Source organism: Luteibacter aegosomatissinici, from assembly GCF_023078495.1.
Lineage (GTDB): Bacteria > Pseudomonadota > Gammaproteobacteria > Xanthomonadales > Rhodanobacteraceae > Luteibacter > Luteibacter aegosomatissinici.
The window spans coordinates 4,563,236-4,583,226 of the sequence record NZ_CP095742.1; the positions used below are offsets into that span (position 1 = coordinate 4,563,236).

Here is a 19,991-nt window from a genome sequence, read left to right on the forward strand (position 1 = left end):
GTCAGCAGTGGGGACGGCGCAAAGCGTAGGCCTGGCGAACACGTGACTGAAGCGACCTGGACTCAGGTCATTCCTGACAAAAGATCACCAATCGCGATCAGGCGAACTCCACCCAGGCGTTCGCATCCTCGGTGGGCTTGCCGGCCACGGGCTTTTCACCAAAGCGCAGGTCCTCGGCCGCCGGGGCGCGCACTTCGACGGGCTTACCGCCATCAACGGTAAAGAACGCCACCTGTTCGCGCAGCGCGTGGGCCTGGTCCTGCATGGACTTCGCGGCTGCCGCCGCCTCTTCGACAAGGGCCGCGTTTTCCTGGGTCACCTGGTCGATCTGGGCGATGGCTACGTTTACCTGGTCCACGCCGGCCGATTGCTCGGCGCTGGCCGCGGCGATTTCGGCGACGATATCGGTCACCTTCTTCACGCTGCCGACGATATCGCGCAAGGCGCCGGCGGAACGCTCCACGAGTTCCGAACCCGCCTCAACGCGCTCGCTACTCTCGACGATCAGCGCCTTGATCTCCTTCGAGGCCGCCGCACTCGACTGCGCCAGGCGGCGCACCTCGCTGGCCACCACGGCGAAGCCGCGGCCCTGCTCACCGGCGCGCGCCGCTTCGACCGCCGCGTTCAACGCCAGCAGGTTGGTCTGGAAGGCGATCTCATCAATCATGCCCACGATATCGGCGATACGCCGGCTGGAATCGCCGATGTCGTGCATGGCGCTCATGGCCTGTGCCATCACTTCACCGCCCTTCTCTGCCTCGCCGCGCGCATGGCGCGACAGGCGATCGGCGGCGGTTGCGTTCTCGGCGTTCTGCTTCACCGTCGCGGTCATCTCCTCCATGGACGCCGCGGTTTCCTCCAGGCTGGACGCCTGCTCCTGCGTGCGGTGGGAGAGATCATCGTTGCCACGGGCAATTTCACCCGCCGTCGTGGATACTACGTGCGCGCCCTGCTGCACTTCGGCCACGATGGATGCGAGCGTGCCACGCATGCGTTCCAGCGCACCGAGCAGGCTATCGGCGCTGACCGGCTCGCCCTGCTCCAGGCGCAGGTCGCCACCGGCAATGCGGCTGGCGATACGGTGCGCCTCACGCGGCTCGCCACCGATCGTGGCGCGGATGCTGCGCATGGAGAACCACACCACGAACAGCGCCAGCACGGCGATCAGGCCCGATTTGGCGAGGTCCTCCTCCAGCTGAAGGCGAAACGCCGCGTCGATATCAGTGAAGTACGCGCCAGAAATGAAGTGCAGGTCCCACGGCTTGTACCACGCCGAATAGCTGATCTTGTCGCGAAGCTCGTTGGTCTTCGGCATGACCTGGGTGTAGCGGGTGACGCCGTGGCCTTCCTTCGTATCGGCATCGAGCATGGCCACGTAATGGTGGAAGCCATTGCCATCGACATCGTCGCGGATGTTCTTGCCGACCTCATCGTGGCGCAGCGGGTGCATCCGCAACGCAAGCGAGGAATCGAAGGCAAACACGTAACCGCTGCCATTGGCCCAGCGCATGGATTCGATGTCACGCAATGCATTGACGCGGGCCTCCGCGTCGCTGAGTTCGCCCTTCTCCGCACGGGCGTGATAAGCATCGGCAAGGGCGCTTGCCGCGGCCACGTGCTGTTCGAGCGTCGTCTCCAGGCCACGCATTTGCGCGCGCCGGCTCTCGATCCCGGACATGACCGTCTGGCCCACCAGGCCGAGGACCACGATCGACATCACCATCCACACCCGCGTATTCAACGTAGTGCGGCCAAACCAGTTCATTACCGCCGACATACCGCGTACACCCTCGAAAAAGATCCCCGTGGGCGCCTTATCGGCAAGAAGCTGCGGGCCTTTATGACAACCCGGTGAATCTCATCGACCGTGATCTGCTCAGGGCAGCACGAGGTGATGACGGCCGCTATCCAGCCGCGTTGGCGCGTGGCCGGGCAGACCCACTATGGCCTCCGTGCCCACCGGCACTTCGATATCGGCCTCGATGCCATGCGGCCCCTTGCGCCAGGCAACCGATACCTCGCCATAGGGCGTCATGACGCTGGCGGCGGCATGCTCCAGGCTCCCGGTAAGCGCCGGCTGCACGGCGAAACGGCGCCAACCCGCCTCGAGCGGCCGCAACCCTGCGACGTCTTCAAACAGCCAGTCATCCACAGTACCCAGGAAGTAGTGGCCCCGCGACCGCGAAGCGAGCTTCCAGTGTTCCCACAGACTGGTGGCCCCGTTGGCACGCCAGAAGCCCCAGCTGGGGAAGGTGACCTGGGTGGCGATCGCCCACGCCTCGTCGGCATGGCCGGTGGCGGTGAGCACCGGCAGGATGAGCTTGGTCGCCAGTGCGCCCGTATCGAGGTGATCGCCGCGTGCCTTGGCATCGTTGGCAACACCATCGGCCACCCGCTGGCGAAGATCATCCGGCACGAGGCCGAACCCGAGCGCCAGCAGGTTGTGCGCCTGGCGGTAACCCTGGTCGCCTTCGCCGCGGTATGTGGCACTCGCACGGTCGAGGAAACGCGTGTTGAACGCCGCACGGACATCATCGGCCATGCGGTCGAAGCGCGCGGCCTCATCGGCGTGGCCGGTCAGCCGCTGCATATCGGCCACCACCCGCTCCATGTGGTACAGGTACGCCGTGGCGGCCACCCGTTTATCTTCCGGCGCATTCTCGCCGGAGGGATCGGTCTCCGGGCTGACCCAGTCGCCAAGCTCCGTATTCGCGATACCCCCGGGCGACCTTGCGTGCTCCATCGCCACGTAACGCGCCATGCCCGCGAGATGCTCGTCGATCGGCGCACGATCGCCCGTGGCCATGTACAAGGCCCAGGGCACCAGCACATACGCCGAATGCCAGGTGGGCGCATGCACATCGAGCGCCCAGCCGGCGTTCGGCGCGGTCACCAGCGGTGCGCCGTCCGTCCCGCGCGTATCGGCGATATCCCGCTCCCACTTCGTAAACAACGCACCCGCGTCGAAGTTGCGCAGGAACATGTCGACACCCAGCATGCCGTCGCCGGTCCAGCCGTTCTTTTCGTACATCGGTGTATCGGTGGGAATGCCGTACAGGTTGTTGAGCATGGTGTCCGCGGCAGCACGGTGCATCCAGTTCAGCAGATCATTCGAACTGTCGAACCGGCCGGTAACGGCGACATCGGTGTGCACCACGCTTGCCTTCACCGCGACGAGCGACGGGCGGCCGGGCCAGCGCTCGACCTGGACGTAGCGAAAGCCCTTGTAGGAGAAGCGCGCGTGCCACTGCGTGCGCCCCTCGCCCAGGGTGAGGTGATCGGTCTGGAAGCCATGCTTGAAGTAATGATGTTCATCGCGCGCATCGACGGTGCCGTCAGGGAGCAGCTTCTCGCCATAGCGGGCCGTGAGCACCGTGCCCGCTGGCCCCTGCACGTCGAAATCCGCCCAGCCGGCGATGACACGAGGGAATGCAAACACGAACGTACCCGGTTTCGGCTCGGTCACCTCGGTGGCATCGAGCACCTGCGACACCCGGATGGGCTGTTCGATCTGCGCGACGAGGCGGCCTGACGGCGCGGGCAATTCGGTCGCGGGCGTCCACGCGCCGGGCATGGCGAGGCGCGCGTCGTAGTCCTCGCCACCATACAGATCATCCAGCCGCGTGGGCCCATCCGCGAGTTGCCAGCGCGTATCGGTCGGTATCCGCTCGATGCGGCCATCGGCGTAACGAATGACCAGTACGGCACGAAGGCGTGGCTGGCCATGCCATGGCGCACGCTCCCAATGCCATACGTTCGGGTTGGTCATGCCGTAGAAGCCACGGCCGAGTTCCGCGCCCAGTGTGTGCTCGCCGGGCGTCAACGCGATATCCGTGGCGGTGACCTCCATGCGCTTCGCGTAATTGGTAAAGCCCGGCGACAGCACCGCATCGCTCACCGGCTTGCCATCCCATTGCATGGCCGCGTAGCCGCCTGCGGCGACATACAGCGTTGCACGGGCCACATCGCCATCGACCCGAAAGGTTCGGCGCAGGAGCGGTGCGGGGAGGCTGGTGGCATCCGCTTTGCCAATCCAGCGTGCGCCCGCCCAGCCGGCCTCATCCAACGCCGTGCCAAAGGAGGATCCACCGGCGGCCGTGCCTTCACCGGTCCGTACATCCACATGCCAGTCGTAGCGTTCGCCAGGCGCAAGGGCGGGCCCGCCGTAGGCGATGTCGAATGATTGTGCCGAACGCACCTCACCGCTATCCCATACCCGCTTGCCAGCCCGGCTCACCTGGATCCGGTAACCGAGTTGGGCGGTTCCGTTCTTGTCGGCATGGATGACCCAGGCGAATCGCGGCCTGGCCACATCGACATAGAGCGGGGCATCGGTTCGTTCGACGCGAAGCCGGTCAAGCGACGCAGCGTGGGCAAACGTGGGGACGAGCAGCAGGGCGAAAACCAGGGCGCGTGAAGGCAAGGCGTCGAATCCATGGTGCAGGGCACGAAGCCTCGAGCATACCCGCACACATCCGCCTAACGCGTGCGGGGCTACACAGTACGCACCCCAAGCCAACCGGAGCCACCGTCATGAAGACCCGTATCGCCGGCCTCGCCCTGGGCCTCGCCATCGCCAGCACCGCCGCCACCGCCGGTCAGCTCGACAAGCTCGGCAGTATCGGTGCGCTCGCGGGCGGTGGTGGCAGCCTGACCTCGGGAAGCGCCGGCAATGCCGCCGGCATCATCCAGTACTGCATCAACAACAATTACCTTGGCGGTGACTCGGGCGCTTCCGGGGTGAAGGACAAGCTGCTGGGCAGCCTCACGGGCGACCAGCATGCTGCCGGTACCGACGCGGGCGGGGCCTCGGGCACCGATTTGCTCGGGAAAATGGGCGCCAAGCCGAAGGACAGCACCGCCAGCACGGCGGCCGGCTCGCAGAACAAGGACTACCTGAATGGTGCGAAGGGCCTGCTGACCACCGGTGATGGCAAGCAGGTGAACCTCACCGGCGGCGACAGCGGCAACAGCAGCGACATGAAGGGCCAGCTGGTGCACAAGGCCTGCGACGCCGTGCTGAAACAGGGCAAGAAGATGGCCGGGATGTAATCCCGGCTCAGTTCCGCGTGATGCGCCCGATCGCCTCGGTAAGATCGGCCACGCCATAAGGCTTGACGATCACCGCCGTGCGGCCGTCGCGCACGACACCATTCGCGGCCTGGTCGCCGGTGGCAAACAGCACCGGCAGCCCAGGTTGCGTTTCGCGCATGCGTATCGCCACATCCACGCCGTTCATGTCCGGCAATCCCACGTCAGCCAGCAACACGTCGATCGCCTCGCTGGCGTGCACGCGTATCGCCTCGGTGCCATCGCCGGCTTCAAACACCTGGTGGCCGCGGCTCTCCAGCATCTCGGCGATGCTCATACGGATCAGCACATCATCCTCGACCACCAGCACCCGAAGCGGGCGTCGTGCCGGTGGCAGGGGAACCGCAGGTGCTGGTGCCGTCGGCGCCCCCCGCGATGCGGCGGGCTGCCGCTGGGCCAGGACGTGGCGAACCCGCCGGGCAAGCGCGTCACGCGTGTACGGCTTGCTCAGCAGCTCGACACCTTCATCGAGCCGGCCGCCGTGCACGATCGCGTTTTCGGTATAGCCAGAGGTGAACAGCACGGCCATGCCGGGCTGCCGTTCCACCGCCTTTCGCGCCAGCTCAGGGCTACGCAGCGGACCTGGCATCACCACATCGGTGAACAGCAGGTCCACCGCGATGCCACTTTCCATGATGGAGAGTGCGCTCTCCGCATCGCGTGCCTTCAGGACGCGGTAGCCCAGGTCGGCAAGCATGCCGACCACGGTCTCGCGCACATCGTCGTCATCCTCGGCCACGAGGATGGTTTCATCGCCGCCTCGCACGCCACCCTCGTCCAGGGCGACAAGGCGGTCTTCGCTTTGCGTCGAACGCGGCAGGTAGATTTTCACCGTCGTGCCGTGGCCGGGCTCGCTATAAATCTTTATGTGGCCGCCGGATTGCTTCACGAAGCCATACACCATGGACAGGCCCAGGCCTGTCCCCTCGCCTTCCGGCTTGGTGGTAAAGAACGGTTCGAAGACCTGTGCGAGCACCTCCGGCGCGATGCCGGTGCCCGTATCGGTGACCGCCAGCATGACGTACTGGCCGGCCTTCAGGTCACCGTGGGCCTTGGCGTAGGCCTCGTCCAGAAGCGCATTGCCGGCCTCGATCGTCAGCCGCCCCTGCCCGGCCATCGCATCGCGTGCATTGATCGCGAGGTTGAGCAGCGCATTCTCGACATTGCCGACATCCACCTGCGTATTCCACAGGCCACCGGCCACAACCGTCTCCACCTCGATCGCCTCGCCAAGCGACCGGCGCAACAAGTCGTCCATCTCGCGCACGAAGCGCCCGATGTTCACCACTTTGGGTGCCAGTGGCTGCCGCCGGCCGAACGCGAGCAGTTGCGCCGCCAGCCGCGAACCGCGGGTGACGCCAGCCATCGCATTGGCAACGCGGCGCTCGGCGCGCGGGTTACCCGCGACGTCGGCGGCCAGCAACTGCAGGTTCCCGCTGATCACCTGCAACAGGTTGTTGAAGTCATGCGCCACCCCGCCGGTGAGCTTGCCGATCGCATCCATCTTCTGCGCCTGGCGCAGCTGGTCCTGGGTGATATCGGCCGAACCATCCCCGCGCGGCCCCATCCAGGCCTGATCGCCACCCGTGGGGCGGAACGTTGCCAGGATGACCGCCTCGCCCGCCGCCGCGGCGCTCAACGTCTCAAGCGACAGCCGCCAGGCCGAGCCATCGGCCGCGTTCGCGTCCAGGTCGCGAACGCCCCGCGCACCGATCACCGCGAGAAGGGCTTCGATCGCCCCGCGCCCCGCCGCATCCCAGAACGCAAGGAACGCACGGCCGTCGAGCCGGTCCCGGGCCCACGCGTTCGCGTGCAGCGCGGTGCCCGAGGGCGATAGCGCCACCAGGCCAAAAGGCACCGCATCGAGCGATTGAAGGAGCAGTGCGTGGTCTTGCAGCGTGAACGTCGATGGCATCGAACCGCGTGATCCTTCATGTCATGGCGTGGAACGGGCCCGAATCTTAGCCTCGGGCCGCAATCACGTATGTGTAGACGCCCTTCACATGCCAGGACAGGTATTGGTTACGCCATGACCAGGGGCCCCAACAGCGTGTTTCCGCAACCCATTGAGTTGCCAGCGCATTGGAAAAAATCCCCTATATCTTGTGTTGACCTGCCCTGGTCCCAGCTATATCGTGTGTCCCGTTGGTGTCCGAGGCGGCGCGACTGCCCGTCGGACTTAAAAGGGAATCCGGTGTAAATCCGGAACTGCCCCGCAGCGGTAAGTGGAAACGATCCCGTTCAATGCACTGGCCTTTCAGGGGCTGGGAAGCGACGGGTAGGCAAGGCGGCATGCCGCCTTATGTCCACGAAGTCCGAAGACCTGCCAGCAGCCGTGCCCGAAGGGCATGGTTCGTGGTGACGGCTTCCGCGGGGAGGCACGTCGCGGACCGAAGCCCCACGCGCGGCTTCGTCCCCGGCTTTCCCGTCCTTGCCTAGCCACATCAAGCCCCGTCCGAGGGAACGGGAGTCTGGACCAGGCCCTGGGGCACGCCAAGCATGACGACGATGGATTCCGCAGCGCGCGAGCGCACCGAGACGGCCGACACGGCCGCCACCCCCACCACCAGCAGCGACAAGGCCCCGGCAGCGGGCTACCGCGAAGACGCCCCGCCGGCGTTTGCCCTTACCCCTCCGCATAACCCGGGCCAGATGCGCGTCACCAAGCGCAACGGCGGCCAGGAAACCGTGGATGTGAACAAGATCGTGCGCGCGGTAACGCGCAGCGCCGATGGCCTGTTCGCGGTCGATCCCATGCGCGTGGCGCTGAAGACGATCGGCGGCCTGTACGACGGTGCCACCACGCAGGAGCTCGATCAGCTCTCCATCCGTACCTCCGCCGCGCTCACGGCCGAGGAGCCGGAATACGGCCAGCTCGCCGCGCGCCTGCTCTCCGCCTTCATCGACAAGGAAGTGAGCGGCCAGGAAATCCAGTCGTTCTCGCAGTCGATCAACATCGGCGGTGAGCTGGGCATTCTCAATGAACGCTTGCGCGCGTTCGTCAGCGCCAACGCGCGCAAGCTCAACGATGCGATCGACCTGAACGCCTCGCGCCGTTTCGAGTACTTCGGCCTGCGTACGGTGTACGACCGCTACCTGCTGCGCCACCCGACCAAGCGCCACGTCATCGAGACGCCGCAGTACTTCTTCATGCGCATTGCCTGCGCGCTCGGCGGCAACGATGTCGCCGAGACGCTGGAGCTGTACCGCATGCTCTCGTCGCTCGAGTACCTGGCCAGCTCGCCCACGCTGTTCAATGCCGGCACGGCACACGAGCAGCTGTCGTCGTGCTTCCTGCTCGATTCGCCGCAGGATGACCTGGCGTCGATCTACTCGAAGTACGGCGATGTCGCGCAGTTGTCCAAGTTCGCCGGCGGCATCGGCCTGGCCTACTCGCGCATCCGCTCGCGCGGTTCGCTCATCCGCGGTACCAATGGCCATTCCAACGGCCTGGTGCCCTGGCTGAAGACGCTCGACGCCTCCGTCGCCGCGGTGAACCAGGGCGGCAAGCGCAAGGGCGCGGCCTGCGTGTACCTGGAAAGCTGGCACGCCGATATCGAGGAATTCCTCGAGCTGCGTGAAAACACCGGCGACGACGCCCGCCGCACGCACAACCTGAACCTGGCGAACTGGGTGCCGGATCTGTTCATGCGCCGGGTCGAGACCGATGGCGACTGGTCGCTGTTCGATCCGAAGATCGTGCCGCACTTCGTCGACACCTGGGGCGAGACGTTCGAAGCCGCCTACGCCAAGGCGGAAGCGGAAGGCCTGGCCACGAAGCAGGTGAAGGCGCGTGAGCTTTACGCGCGCATGCTGCGTTCGCTGGCCCAGACCGGCAACGGCTGGATGACCTTCAAGGATCGCTCCAACGCCACCAGCAACCAGACGGCGAAGCCGCAGAACGTTATCCACCTTTCGAACCTGTGCACCGAGATCCTCGAGGTGACCAACGAGGGCGAGACGGCGGTATGCAACCTGGGTTCGGTGAACCTGGCCCGCCACGTCGTGGATGGCGCGTTCGATTTCGAGAAGCTTGCGACCACCGTGCGTACGGCCGTGCGCCAGCTCAACCGCGTGATCGACCTGAACTTCTACCCGATCGATACCGCGCGCACCGCGAACATGAAGTGGCGCCCGGTGGGCCTGGGCGTGATGGGCCTGCAGGATGTGTTCTTCAAGCTGCGCCTGCGCTTCGATTCGGATGAAGCCCGCGAGCTGTCCACGCGCATTTCGGAAGAGATTTACTTCCACGCGCTGTCGCAGTCCAACGAGATCGCCGAGCGCGACGGGTCCCACCCGGGCTTCGACGAGAGCCGCGCCGCCAACGGCGAGCTCCAGTTCGATTACTGGCCGGCCGCCACGCCGAACGGCAAGGATGGCCGCTGGGCCGAACTGCGCGAGAAGGTGAAGACGCACGGCCTGCGTAACTCGCTGCTCATCGCCATCGCGCCGACCGCCACCATCGCGTCCATCGCCGGTTGCTACGAGTGCATCGAGCCGCAGGTATCCAACCTGTTCAAACGCGAAACGCTGTCGGGCGATTTCCTCGTGGTGAACCGCCACCTGGTCGAAGAGCTGAAGACGCTGGGCTTGTGGACCGCCGAGATCCGCGACCAGATCAAGCTGGCCGAAGGTTCGGTGCAGGGCATCAACGCCATTCCGGCTGAACTGCGCGCCATCTACCGCACCGTGTGGGAGCTGCCGCAGAAGTCGCTGATCGACCTGGCCGCCGCGCGCGGTGCCTACATCGACCAGAGCCAGTCGCTGAACCTGTTCATGGAAAACCCGAACATCGGCCAGCTCTCGTCCATGTACATGTACGCATGGAAATCCGGCGTAAAGACCACGTACTACCTGCGCTCGCGCCCCGCCACCCGCATTGCGAAGACGACGGTCAGCGCCGCCGCTGCCGCGCCGGTCGCGCCGGTGGTGAACACGCAGGAACAGGCCGAGGCCGCGGTGTTCTGCTCGCTCGAGAACCCCGAGTACTGCGAAGCCTGCCAGTAACGCATCACCTGTAGGAGCCCACCCCGTGGGCGACATGTTTCGCTACAGCGCCGCAAGTGTCGTGGCCCTTACGCGAACGGCGTCGCCCACAGGGTGGGCTCCTACAGGTCTTCAACGAATTTCAGAGGCACCTTATGTCCGCCCACCCCATCACCCGCGATGCGCACCTGCTCGATCCGGGCTTCGAACTGACGCTGCGCCCCATGCGCTACCCGAAGTTCTACGAGATGTACCGCGCCGCCATCCGCAACACGTGGACGGTGGAAGAAGTGGATTTCTCGCTCGACGTGACCGACCTCAAGTCGAAGATGTCCGATGCGGATCGCCACCTGATCCACCGCCTGGTCGCTTTCTTCGCGACCGGCGACACCATCGTCTCGAACAACCTCGTGCTCAACCTGTACCAGCACGTGAACTCGCCCGAAGCGCGCATGTTCCTGTCGCGCCAGCTCTACGAGGAAGCACTGCACGTGCAGTTCTACCTCACGCTGCTCGATACCTATATCCCGGATCCCAACGAGCGTAACAAGGCCTTCGCGGCCATCGAGACCATCCCCTCGATCCGCCAGAAGGGTGAGTTCTGCTTCAAGTGGATCGACTCCATCCAGAATCTGAATCGCCTGGAAACCCGCGAGCACCGCCGTCAGTTCCTCCTGAACCTGATCTGCTTCGCCGCGTGCATCGAAGGCCTGTTCTTCTTCGCCGCGTTCGCCTACGTGTACTACCTGCGTTCGCGTGGCCTGCTGCATGGCCTGGCCTCGGGCACCAACTGGGTCTTCCGCGACGAATCCGGCCACATGGCCTTCGCTTTCGACGTGGTCCGCACGGTACGCGAAGAAGAGCCTGATCTCTTCGATGACGAGATGCGCGCCCAGGTGGAAGAGATGCTGGAAGACGCGATCGCCTGCGAGACGCAGTTCGCGGCCGACGTGCTTTCCGGTGGCGTGGCCGGCCTGTCGGTGAACGACATGCGCCAGTACCTTGAGTATTGCGCCGACCAGCGCCTGGTCCAGCTGGATATGCCGAAGAAGTACGGCGCGAAGAACCCGTTCGACTTCATGGACTTGCAGGATGTCCAGGAACTCACCAACTTCTTCGAGCGCCGCGTCTCGTCCTACCAGGTAGGCGTGCAGGGCGAGGTCGCCTTCGACCAGTCGTTCTAACCCCCCGCACGTAGGAGCCCACCCTGTGGGCGACATCTTTCGCCCCAACGCCACTGATCATGCGGCGCGTTCGCGAACAGCGTCGCCCACAGGGTGGGCTCCTACCGTCGGCTCGCGCCGTTGGAGAGGCCCCGTTCTGACCGGCCAGCGGAAATTGCTGCAATGCAGTAAAATGGAGGCATCATGAACAAGACCGCCACCATGCTCCCCATTGCCCGCCCGACCGAGGCCCGTGTCCTCGAGATCGTCTTCCCGGACCACACCAACCACCTTGGCACCCTGTTTGGTGGCCAGGCGCTGGCCTGGATGGACAAGGCGGCATTCCTGGCGGCCTCGCGCTACTCGCGCAAGATCGTGGTCACGGCGCGCTCCGAGCAGGTCGATTTCCACGTGCCGGTGCGCAAGGGTCAGATGGTGGAACTGATCGCCATCGTCGTCTCCGTGGGCCGTACGTCCATGAACGTCGACGTGGCGATGTACACCGAGGACCTGATCACCGGTGAGCGCGAACTGTGCACCCGTGGCACCTTCGTCATGATCGCCCTCGACGAGAACCACAAGCCCACCGCGGTCGAGTCGCTGCCCGCGCAGGGCTGAGCACCGGGCTATACCAATGGCTGAGCGCGCGGCCGCGCGGCTCGCGCTAAGGTCGGCGCACATCAACGTGGAGCTCCGCCATGGCTGTCCGTCGCATGCTGGTTTCCCTCGCCCTGGTGCTGGCAGCCGTGCCCGCTACCCACGCCGCCGAAACGCTCGTGAAGCCCGGCCAGCTCATCGTCGATAAGTCTCTGCCCAAGGCCACCCGCGATGCGATGGTGCAGGCCGCGCTGCGCTACGACACCTTCTGGAATACGGGCGACGAATCGCTGGCCCGCGCCGCGCTTGCCCCGGATTTCCACGACAACACCCTGCCACCCGGCCGTGCCCAGGGCGTAGAGGGCCCACTGGCGGCCTCGAAGATGTTCCGTGGCGCGGTGCCCGACCTGACCTGCGATGTCGACCAGCTGATTGTCAGCGGCGACCGCGTGGTGGCGCTGCTGCACTTCAAGGGCCACTTCACCGGCGAGGCCCACGGCAAGAAGGGTACGGGGCAGCCCATCGATTTCATCGCCACGGATATCTACCGCGTGGCGAACGGCCGGATCGCCGAGGACTGGCACCTCGAGGACAACCTCACCCTGCTGAAGCAGTTGGGCGTCATCCAGCCGTAAGCGCGCAAAAGAGGGTTGACTTCGAGCGCACTCGAAGTCGTACGCTCCCGGGATGCCCACATCCCTGACCATTGCCGAGGCGGCTCTCGCCACCGGCCTGACCACCTATACGCTGCGTTATTACGAGCAGATCGGCCTGATCGATCCGGTGCCCCGCCGCGGCGGGCAGCGGATCTACGGCGAGACCGACATGCGCCTCATCCAGTTCGTGCTGCGCCTGCGCGGCACGGGGATGCCCATGCGCGATATCCAGGAGTACGTACGCCTGCGCCGCCTGGGTGAAACCCAGGAAAGCATCGTGGGGCGTGGCGACCTGCTGGAACGGCACGCAGCACACCTGCGCGATGAGCTGGTATCGCTCACCGAAACCATCGCGCGACTCGACGAGAAGATCGCCCTTTACCGCTCTATCTACGGTGCCGACGGCGCGCCCACGCCCGTGAAGGGCGATGTGGCCGACGGCCCCGGCGACACCATCCCCACTCCCCGGAGGAAGCACGCATGATCACCCGCACACTCGGTGCAAACGGCCCGCAGGTATCCGCACAGGGCCTTGGCTGCATGGGCATGAGCGAGTTCTATGGCCCGGGCGATGACGCACAGAACATCGCCACGCTGGAGCGCGCACTGGAACTTGGGATCACGTTCTGGGACACCTCCGACGCGTATGGCCCGCATACCAATGAAGAGCTCATTGGCCGCGTGCTGCAGGGCCGTCGCGACAAGGTGTTCCTGGCCACCAAGTTCGGCATCGTGCGCGACCCGAACAACCCTGCCGCGCGCGGTGTCAGTGGCCGCCCGGAGTACGTGCGCCAGTCGGTGGAAGGCAGCCTGCGCCGCCTGAAAACCGACTACATCGATCTGTACTACCAGCACCGCGTGGATCGCACCGTGCCGATCGAGGAGACCGTAGGCGCCATGGCCGAGCTGGTGAAGGAAGGCAAGGTGCGGCATCTGGGCTTATCCGAAGCCTCCGCCGCGAGCATCGCGCGTGCAGCGCAGGTGTACCCGATCGCCGCACTGCAAAGCGAGTACTCGCTGTGGACGCGCGACCCGGAAACCACCGGCACGCTCGCCGCCTGCCGCGAACACGGCATCGCCTTCGTGGCGTATAGCCCGCTGGGCCGTGGCTTCCTTACCGGCGCCATCACGAAGCCCGATGACTTCGCCGAAGACGATTACCGCCGCTTCAACCCGCGCTTCACGGGCGAGAACTTCACCCACAACCTCGCGATCGTGGACAAGGTGAAGACATTCGCTGCCGACAAGGGCTGCACGCCCGGCCAGCTCGCCCTGGCCTGGGTGCTCGCCAAGGGCCAGGACATCATCCCGATCCCCGGCACCAAGCGGGTGAAATACCTCGAGGAGAACGCGGGGGCCATGGACGTGACGCTCAGCCCCGGCGAACTGGCCGAGATCGATGCGGTATTCCCGCCCGATTCCGCCGTGGGCGACCGCTACCAGGCGAACATGATGGGTTCGATCAACGCCTGAGCCGCGGCCGTATAATGGCGGTTTGTCCCACCCGGCAAACCGCCATGTCGTCCCCCGATCACTCGCCGCTGGGCAAGGCCACCACGTACGCCGACCGCTACGATGCCAGCCTGCTCTTTCCCATCCCCCGCCAGGCCAAGCGCGATGAGATTGGCGTGGATGGCGCCGCGCTGCCTTTCCATGGCGTGGATATCTGGAACGGCTACGAGCTGAGCTGGCTGGACCCGCGCGGCAAGCCCATGGTGGCCGTGGCGGCATTCCGCTTCCCGGCGACCACGCCCAACATCATCGAATCCAAGTCGTTCAAGCTGTACCTGAACAGCTTCGCCCAGGAAACCATCGCCGATCGCGATGCCTTGTGCGAGACGCTGGTGCGCGATCTCTCGGCGGCCTCGGGCGGCCAGGTCTCGGTCGTGTTGCAGGCACCGGAAGACCTGAACGGCGTGCCGCTGCACGAGCCCGAGGGCGTGCTGCTCGATGACCAGGACCTCGACTTCGACAGCTACGGCCCGCCCCGGGCGGATTTCCTGGCCACCCACGAAGGCGATGCCCGCGAGGTGCTGGTCTCGCACCTGCTGCGTTCGAACTGCCCGGTCACCGGCCAGCCGGACTGGGGCAGCGTGCAGATCAGCTATACCGGTGCGCCGATCGATCGCGCCGGCCTGCTCCGCTACCTGGTCTCGTTCCGCCAGCACACCGAATTCCACGAGCAGTGCGTGGAGCGGATCTTCATGGACCTGCGCGAACGCTGTGCGCCGCGCGAGCTGGCCGTGTATGCCCGCTACACCCGCCGCGGCGGCCTCGATATCAACCCGTTCCGCAGCACCGATCCCGCTGCCGAGCCGGGGAATCCACGCGGCGCCCGCCAATGATGAACCGTGCATTCATGCACTCTTCATTGGTCTTGCCTTTAGTTGTGTAGCCTGTAACCTGCCGCGGCCGAGGGTTTACCTCGACCCGACCATGCATTTGACCTGTTCTATTTTCGGAATCCAGACATGAAGCTTTCCTTCCGCACGCCTGTCCTCGCCACGGCCACCCTCGCCGGCCTCCTGGTCCTCACCGCTTGCGGCAAGAAGGAAGAGCAGACCAATGCCCCGGCCGCCGCCAGCACGGCTGCTGCGCCGGCCGCCCCGGCTGCCGCCAGCACGGCGCCGGCCGCTGCCCCGGCTGCTGCGACCACGGCCGCTGCTGCCCCGGCCGCCCCGGCGGCCGCCCCGGCCCCGGCAGCCGCCCCGGCAGCCGTTGAGTCGCTGAAAGTAGGCTCGGTCACCCTGGGTAGCGCCGTGGGCGCCGACAAGAAGGTCGCCAAGGCCAAGACCGCCTTCGCGCCGAACGAAAAGACGATCTACGCCTCGGTCGCCACCGAAGGCACCACTGCCGGCGCCACGCTGAACGCGAAGTGGACCTTCCAGGATGGCGAGACGGTCACCACCGTGAGCGACATCAGCCAGTCGATCAGCACCGATGGCCCGGCCGTCACCACGTTCAAGATCCAGAACCCGAACGAGTGGCCGGAAGGCAAGTACAAGGTGGCCATCTCGCTCAACGGCCAGCCGGCCGGCGACACCTCGTTCGACGTCAAGAAGAAGTAAGCCACCGCCCTTCGGGCGATGCGAAAAAAGGGCGCGGCTTCGGCTGCGCCCTTTTTTGTTGTGGCGCGATCAGCCCTCAGGCCGCGCGAGCAACCGGTTCAACAATGGGTAACTCAACGCTTCCGGCTCGGCGTTCCCCATGAATGCCGCGGCCCCTTTCGCGGCCCCGGCATACGCATCCAGCGCCAGCGCGATGCCCGCGCTCAACCGGCGCGCACCGGCGTCATAGAGCTCGGCATGCGACGGCAGCCCTGGCACCAGCATGACGTTCAGGGGCATGTCGCCCAGCGATCCCGCGACCCGTCGGATTTCACCTACGTTGGCGATGCCCGGCGCGAACAACCCATCCGCCCCCGCCTCGCGGAACAGCCCGGCGCGGCGCACGACCTCACCCACGGCCCCGTCACCGCTGGCCAGGCCGCGCAGGTAAATATCGGTACGCGCATTGATGTACAGGTCGCGTCCACCAAGCGCCGCGCGAATCGCCCGGATCTTCGCCGCCAGTTCGGCAGGATCGCGCCCGGCATCTTCGATGTTGATGCCGGCGACGCCCACGTCCACGAGCGAAGCGACGAAGCGGCCAACCTCGTCGGGGTCGCTGGAACAGCCCTCTTCGATATCGGCACTGAGCGGCACCGTCAGTACGCGGGCCATGCGCGTTGCCGCCCCCAGGACCTCGCTGGCCGGCAGTTTGTCCCCGTCCGGCCAGCCGCACGCCCAGGCGACGCCAGCACTCGTGGTCGCCACCGCGGGCGCACCTGCGTGCTGGATCGCAACGGCACTCCCGGCATCCCAGGCGTTCGGAAGCACCAGCAAGGCGCCGGTGCGGTGGAGGTCACGGAAGCGCGAAGCACTCATGGCGGAGCATCCATCGTGGAAGAGGTGCCCACGATCCTCTCTCGTTCCCGCGGCCGCAACGCCACGCCAGGCAAAGCCGTCGTGACCACCGCGCAACACCGAAAGCCGGCGCGCCATTCAGGCTCGCGCCAGCTTCCAGCTCCTGTAGGAGCGCGCTTGCGCGCGGTGCTCCCCCAGGACCCGCTAAAACCTAAGTAAACCTACGGTTCGGTTCAGCCACCGCGCAGCTATGTGAGCGATCCGCCAATACGCGGTGAGCCCATGCCTCACCGCGTGAAGACGACTCTTTCAGGATCCCAATGCTCGAATGGCACCCGACCTGACGCGGCGGATGCCGTGCGGGCGTCGGCCAGTGAAGGCCGGCACTTTTGATCCGCTTCCCGCACCTTTCGAGGAGAACCCACATGCTCTATTGGGCCGTCGTCTTTTTCATCGTTGCCATCGTCGCTGCCATCTTCGGCTTTGGCGGTATCGCTGCCGGCGCCGCCAGCATCGCGAAGATCCTGTTCGTCGTCTTCCTGATCCTGTTCATCCTCTCGCTTCTGTTTGGCGGGCTGCGCCGCGGGCCTCGTTTGTAACGGTTCGTCACGCGCCACCACGGAACGCCCCGGCCTAAGTGCCGGGGCGTTTCTCTATCCGAAGGAGGCCAGGCCATGCGTTCGTTTGCCTTTGTCGTACTGACCCTGGCGTTCGCCAGTGCATGGGCCCAGCAACCCGCCAAGCTCAGCACCGCCGATGCCGATTTCATCCGCCGCGCCAGCAGTGCCGGCCTGACCGAGATCGCGCTTGGCAAGCTCGCGGCACAACAGGCCTCGAGCGATGATGTGAAGAAATTCGCCGCACGCATGGTGGATGACCATGCGCGAAGCAACGAAGCATTGGGCAAACTTGCCGGCAGCAAGGGGGTACAGGTGGCGCTTTCTCCTGAGCCTGCGCAGCAGCAGGAAATCGACCGACTGAAGGGCCTCGATGGCGCGGCGTTCGATCGGGCCTACTCCGATGCGATGGTACGCGACCATAAGCTCGCCACGGGCCTGTACCAACTCGAGGCGGACAAGGGGGATGACCCGGAGATCCGCGATTTCGCCCGCCAGCAGCTGCCCGTGCTGAAAAAACACGAAGACCTCGCCGACGATCTGCCGCCGTTCTGATACCTGGTCGTGCGGTGCGCGGCGTGAAGCGCGCGCAGGGCTGCCGATTACCGTACCGAGGGACAGGCGTACACTTTTGGTTTTCCGAACGGACAAACCGCCATGGGTGCCGCCTCCCTCTCCACGCTGGATGCCATCCCCCGCGTCGATCTGCTCGATGGACCCACACCCATCCAGCGGCTCGAGCGCATCGAGCGTGCGCTGGGGCTGGCCGATCGTGGCATCCGCCTGTACGCCAAGCGCGACGACCTGATGTCACTTGGCGGCGGCGGTAACAAGCTGCGCAAGCTCGAATACCACCTGGGCGGCGCGCTCGCCGATGGCGTCGATACCGTGGTGAGCGTTGGGGGCGTGCAATCGAACCACGCGCGCCTGACCGCGGCCGCGGCGGCGCGCCTTGGGCTCGCCTGTGAACTCTTCCTGGCCCGCATGGTGCCGCGCGACGGCACGGACTACGAGCGCAACGGCAATGTGCTGCTCGATGACCTGTTCAACGCCAGGCCGTCGATCCTGGCGCCGGGCGAGAACGCGCTCGAGCATGCCAATGCACGTGCGCAGGCACTGCGCGCGGCAGGGCACACGGTGCTGGTGCTGCCCACCGGCGGATCAACCCCGCTGGGTGCACTTGGCTACGCCCGCTGCGCCCGCGAGATCGCCCAGCAGGAAGCGCAGCGCGGCCTCCGTTTCGATCGCGTGATCGTGCCCAATGGCAGCGCCGGGACGCAGGCAGGGCTGGTGGCTGGCTACGCCGCGATGGGCCGGGATACGCGCAGCGTGCGTGCCTATGCGGTATTGGCAGCAGAGGACAGGGCGCGGGAAACCGCGCGCGACCTGGCCAACGCGGCGCTTGGCCTGCTGGGCAAGGAAGGCACGCTCACGGCGGGCGACATCGAAGTCGATGGCGGTGAACTGGGCGATGGTTACGGCGTGCCGACCGATGCCATGGTGGCCGCTGTCAGGCTCATGGCCTCGCAGGAAGGCGTGCTGCTGGACCCGGTGTATTCGGGCAAGGCGTTTGCCGGACTGTTGCGCGACCTGCGCTGTGGCGTGGTGCGAGAAGGTGAGGATGTGTTGTTCGTCGTGACGGGTGGCACGCCGGGGTTGTTTGCGTACCGTGAGGTGTTTGCGTAACCGGGGATCGCGCGCACCTCAGGGCAACGTCACCCGCGCCACCAACCCACCACCGTCACGATTCACCAGCCGCAAGTCCCCGCCAATCGAGCGCATCAACTGCACCGCGATCGCAAGGCCTAATCCCGCACCACCGGTGTCGCGGCTTCGCGACCCTTCCAGCCGATGAAACGGCTGGGTCACGTTCTCGAGTTCCGACTCCGGAATGCCCGGCCCGCGATCGGCCACCGTGATCGACAACACGCCTTCCGCACTCCGGCAACTCGCGACCTCTGCGCTGCCGCCGTACTTGATGGCATTGTCGATGAGATTGGTGAGCACGCGGCGCAACGCACGCGGCCGCACCATGGCGGCGCCATGTGCCAGTTCATCCAGCGACACCGGCTGCCCCACATCCTGGTAATCAAACACCAGGCTCTCGATGAAGGCCGCCGGGTCCATTTTTACCGGCGCCTCGTCACCGCCATGTGCGCTGCGGGCATAGGCCACGCCTTCGCGCACCAGGTGCTCCATCTCGCCCAGGTCAGCCAGCAGGCGTTCGCGCTCGGGCGCATCATCGAGGGATTCCACCCGCAGGCGCATACGCGTGATCGGCGTCTGCAGGTCATGCGAAATGGAGGCCAGGATATGCAGGCGCTCCTTCAGGTAGCGGCCGATGCGGTCCTGCATGGCATTGAAGGCGACTGCGGCCTGGGCGACCTCGGTGGGGCCTGCCTCGCTCATGTGGCTTGGGTCCGCCGTGGGCGACATGGCCTCTGCCGCGCTGGCGAGTCTCGCTAACGGGCGCGTCGCCAGGCGAACCGCAAGCCACGTGGCGGCGAGCAGCACGGCCATCTGCAGAAGGAATACGAAGGGCAACCAGTCCGCCATCGCCGGCGGGTGCGGGTTCACTTCAAGGGTGAGTGGCGCGCCATCGCGCAGGGTGAAGTGGACCTGGTAGCGCTCGGGCTTCGTTGACACGGTCTGCGCGTTGACGGCGTAGCTGGTGCCCACCTCGCGGGTGATGCGCTGGGTGACATCGCGGGAACGCTCGCTGGTCAGCGGCTGGCCAGGCGTACCAGGCCCCAGTATGAAGAAGTAATTATCGCGGCGTAGCCACGGCAGCCATTGCGGCCGTTCGTTCGCGGGCAAGCGGTCGAGGATGGCGACCGAGGTTCCCACCTCGTGCTCGAGCGTATTGAGCATCACCATGGTCGCACTCTGGTAGCGCTCGTAGGCCAGCAGGCCGAAGGTAAGCGCGTGGGCCAGCAGCAACCCGGAGAACAGGATGAGTGACAACCGGGACGCCAT

The 19,991-nt window shown here is 65.8% G+C and carries 17 protein-coding genes and 1 riboswitch; of the genes, 12 read left to right on the plus strand and 5 right to left on the minus strand.

Translation table 11 applies throughout. The annotated features are described in order from the left end of the window. Positions 1–97: 97 nt before the first annotated feature. Together L2Y97_RS20545 and L2Y97_RS20550 are read right to left on the minus strand one after the other, a co-directional pair. Positions 98–1,777, minus strand: a complete 1,680-nt coding sequence (locus L2Y97_RS20545; protein ID WP_247430396.1) for a methyl-accepting chemotaxis protein — start codon at positions 1,775–1,777, stop codon at positions 98–100. Between the two features lie 99 nt (positions 1,778–1,876). Then, entirely contained in the window at positions 1,877–4,423 is a 2,547-nt protein-coding gene (locus L2Y97_RS20550) for an alpha-L-rhamnosidase (RefSeq protein WP_247430398.1), read from the minus strand. A gap of 110 nt (positions 4,424–4,533) precedes the next feature. On the opposite strand from L2Y97_RS20550, the gene L2Y97_RS20555 reads away from it, so the two are divergent. Then, positions 4,534–5,052, plus strand: coding sequence for a DUF2501 domain-containing protein (locus L2Y97_RS20555; protein WP_247430401.1), 519 nt, complete (start codon positions 4,534–4,536; stop codon positions 5,050–5,052). A gap of 7 nt (positions 5,053–5,059) precedes the next feature. Here L2Y97_RS20555 and L2Y97_RS20560 read toward each other — a convergent pair whose 3' ends face one another. Next, positions 5,060–7,006, minus strand: a complete 1,947-nt coding sequence (locus L2Y97_RS20560) for a response regulator (RefSeq protein WP_247430404.1) — start codon at positions 7,004–7,006, stop codon at positions 5,060–5,062. A gap of 214 nt (positions 7,007–7,220) precedes the next feature. Beyond that, positions 7,221–7,436, plus strand: a riboswitch (cobalamin riboswitch). Between the two features lie 163 nt (positions 7,437–7,599). On the opposite strand from L2Y97_RS20560, the gene L2Y97_RS20565 reads away from it, so the two are divergent. The 8 genes from L2Y97_RS20565 (at position 7,600) to L2Y97_RS20600 (ending at position 15,561) form a co-directional block, all read left to right on the plus strand. Continuing rightward, complete coding sequence (locus tag L2Y97_RS20565; RefSeq protein WP_425492796.1) at positions 7,600–10,098, plus strand: ribonucleoside-diphosphate reductase subunit alpha; 2,499 nt, start codon at positions 7,600–7,602, stop codon at positions 10,096–10,098. Positions 10,099–10,232: 134 nt separating this feature from the next. Next, positions 10,233–11,261: a ribonucleotide-diphosphate reductase subunit beta gene (locus L2Y97_RS20570; RefSeq protein ID WP_247430409.1), complete on the plus strand. Its 1,029-nt coding sequence runs from the start codon at positions 10,233–10,235 to the stop codon at positions 11,259–11,261. Positions 11,262–11,444: 183 nt separating this feature from the next. Continuing rightward, entirely contained in the window at positions 11,445–11,858 is a 414-nt protein-coding gene (locus L2Y97_RS20575) for an acyl-CoA thioesterase (protein ID WP_247430412.1), read from the plus strand. An 80-nt stretch (positions 11,859–11,938) separates the two neighbouring features. Beyond that, positions 11,939–12,472: an ester cyclase gene (locus tag L2Y97_RS20580; protein WP_247430414.1), complete on the plus strand. Its 534-nt coding sequence runs from the start codon at positions 11,939–11,941 to the stop codon at positions 12,470–12,472. A gap of 52 nt (positions 12,473–12,524) precedes the next feature. Beyond that, entirely contained in the window at positions 12,525–12,977 is a 453-nt protein-coding gene (locus tag L2Y97_RS20585; RefSeq protein ID WP_247430417.1) for a MerR family transcriptional regulator, read from the plus strand. Continuing rightward, on the plus strand, positions 12,974–13,966 hold the full coding sequence (locus L2Y97_RS20590) for an aldo/keto reductase (protein ID WP_247430420.1): 993 nt from the start codon (positions 12,974–12,976) through the stop codon (positions 13,964–13,966). The genes L2Y97_RS20585 and L2Y97_RS20590 overlap by 4 nt, the downstream gene beginning before the upstream one ends. 44 nt (positions 13,967–14,010) lie before the next feature. After that, positions 14,011–14,838 carry an NADPH-dependent 7-cyano-7-deazaguanine reductase QueF gene (gene queF / locus L2Y97_RS20595; protein ID WP_247430423.1) on the plus strand — a complete coding sequence of 276 codons (828 nt, stop codon included), beginning with the start codon at positions 14,011–14,013 and terminating at the stop codon, positions 14,836–14,838. 126 nt (positions 14,839–14,964) lie between these two features. Continuing rightward, on the plus strand, positions 14,965–15,561 hold the full coding sequence (locus L2Y97_RS20600) for a hypothetical protein (protein WP_247430426.1): 597 nt from the start codon (positions 14,965–14,967) through the stop codon (positions 15,559–15,561). Positions 15,562–15,630: 69 nt separating this feature from the next. Here the strand turns inward: L2Y97_RS20600 and L2Y97_RS20605 are convergent, their stop codons facing one another. Next, complete coding sequence (locus tag L2Y97_RS20605) at positions 15,631–16,419, minus strand: isocitrate lyase/PEP mutase family protein (protein WP_247430429.1); 789 nt, start codon at positions 16,417–16,419, stop codon at positions 15,631–15,633. A 404-nt stretch (positions 16,420–16,823) separates the two neighbouring features. Between L2Y97_RS20605 and L2Y97_RS20610 the strand changes: the two genes are divergently transcribed. From L2Y97_RS20610 to L2Y97_RS20620, 3 genes are all read left to right on the plus strand, one after another. Beyond that, the gene (locus tag L2Y97_RS20610) at positions 16,824–16,997 is read left to right on the plus strand and encodes a DUF1328 family protein (protein WP_045831119.1); all 174 of its coding nucleotides are present in this window, start codon (positions 16,824–16,826) and stop codon (positions 16,995–16,997) included. Positions 16,998–17,072: 75 nt separating this feature from the next. After that, positions 17,073–17,570, plus strand: coding sequence for a DUF4142 domain-containing protein (locus L2Y97_RS20615; RefSeq protein WP_247430432.1), 498 nt, complete (start codon positions 17,073–17,075; stop codon positions 17,568–17,570). 102 nt (positions 17,571–17,672) lie between these two features. Beyond that, complete coding sequence (locus tag L2Y97_RS20620; protein ID WP_247430435.1) at positions 17,673–18,701, plus strand: D-cysteine desulfhydrase family protein; 1,029 nt, start codon at positions 17,673–17,675, stop codon at positions 18,699–18,701. An 18-nt stretch (positions 18,702–18,719) separates the two neighbouring features. Here L2Y97_RS20620 and L2Y97_RS20625 read toward each other — a convergent pair whose 3' ends face one another. After that, positions 18,720–19,991 (minus strand): sensor histidine kinase, encoded by a 1,272-nt coding sequence (locus L2Y97_RS20625; protein WP_247430437.1) that lies wholly within the window; start codon positions 19,989–19,991, stop codon positions 18,720–18,722.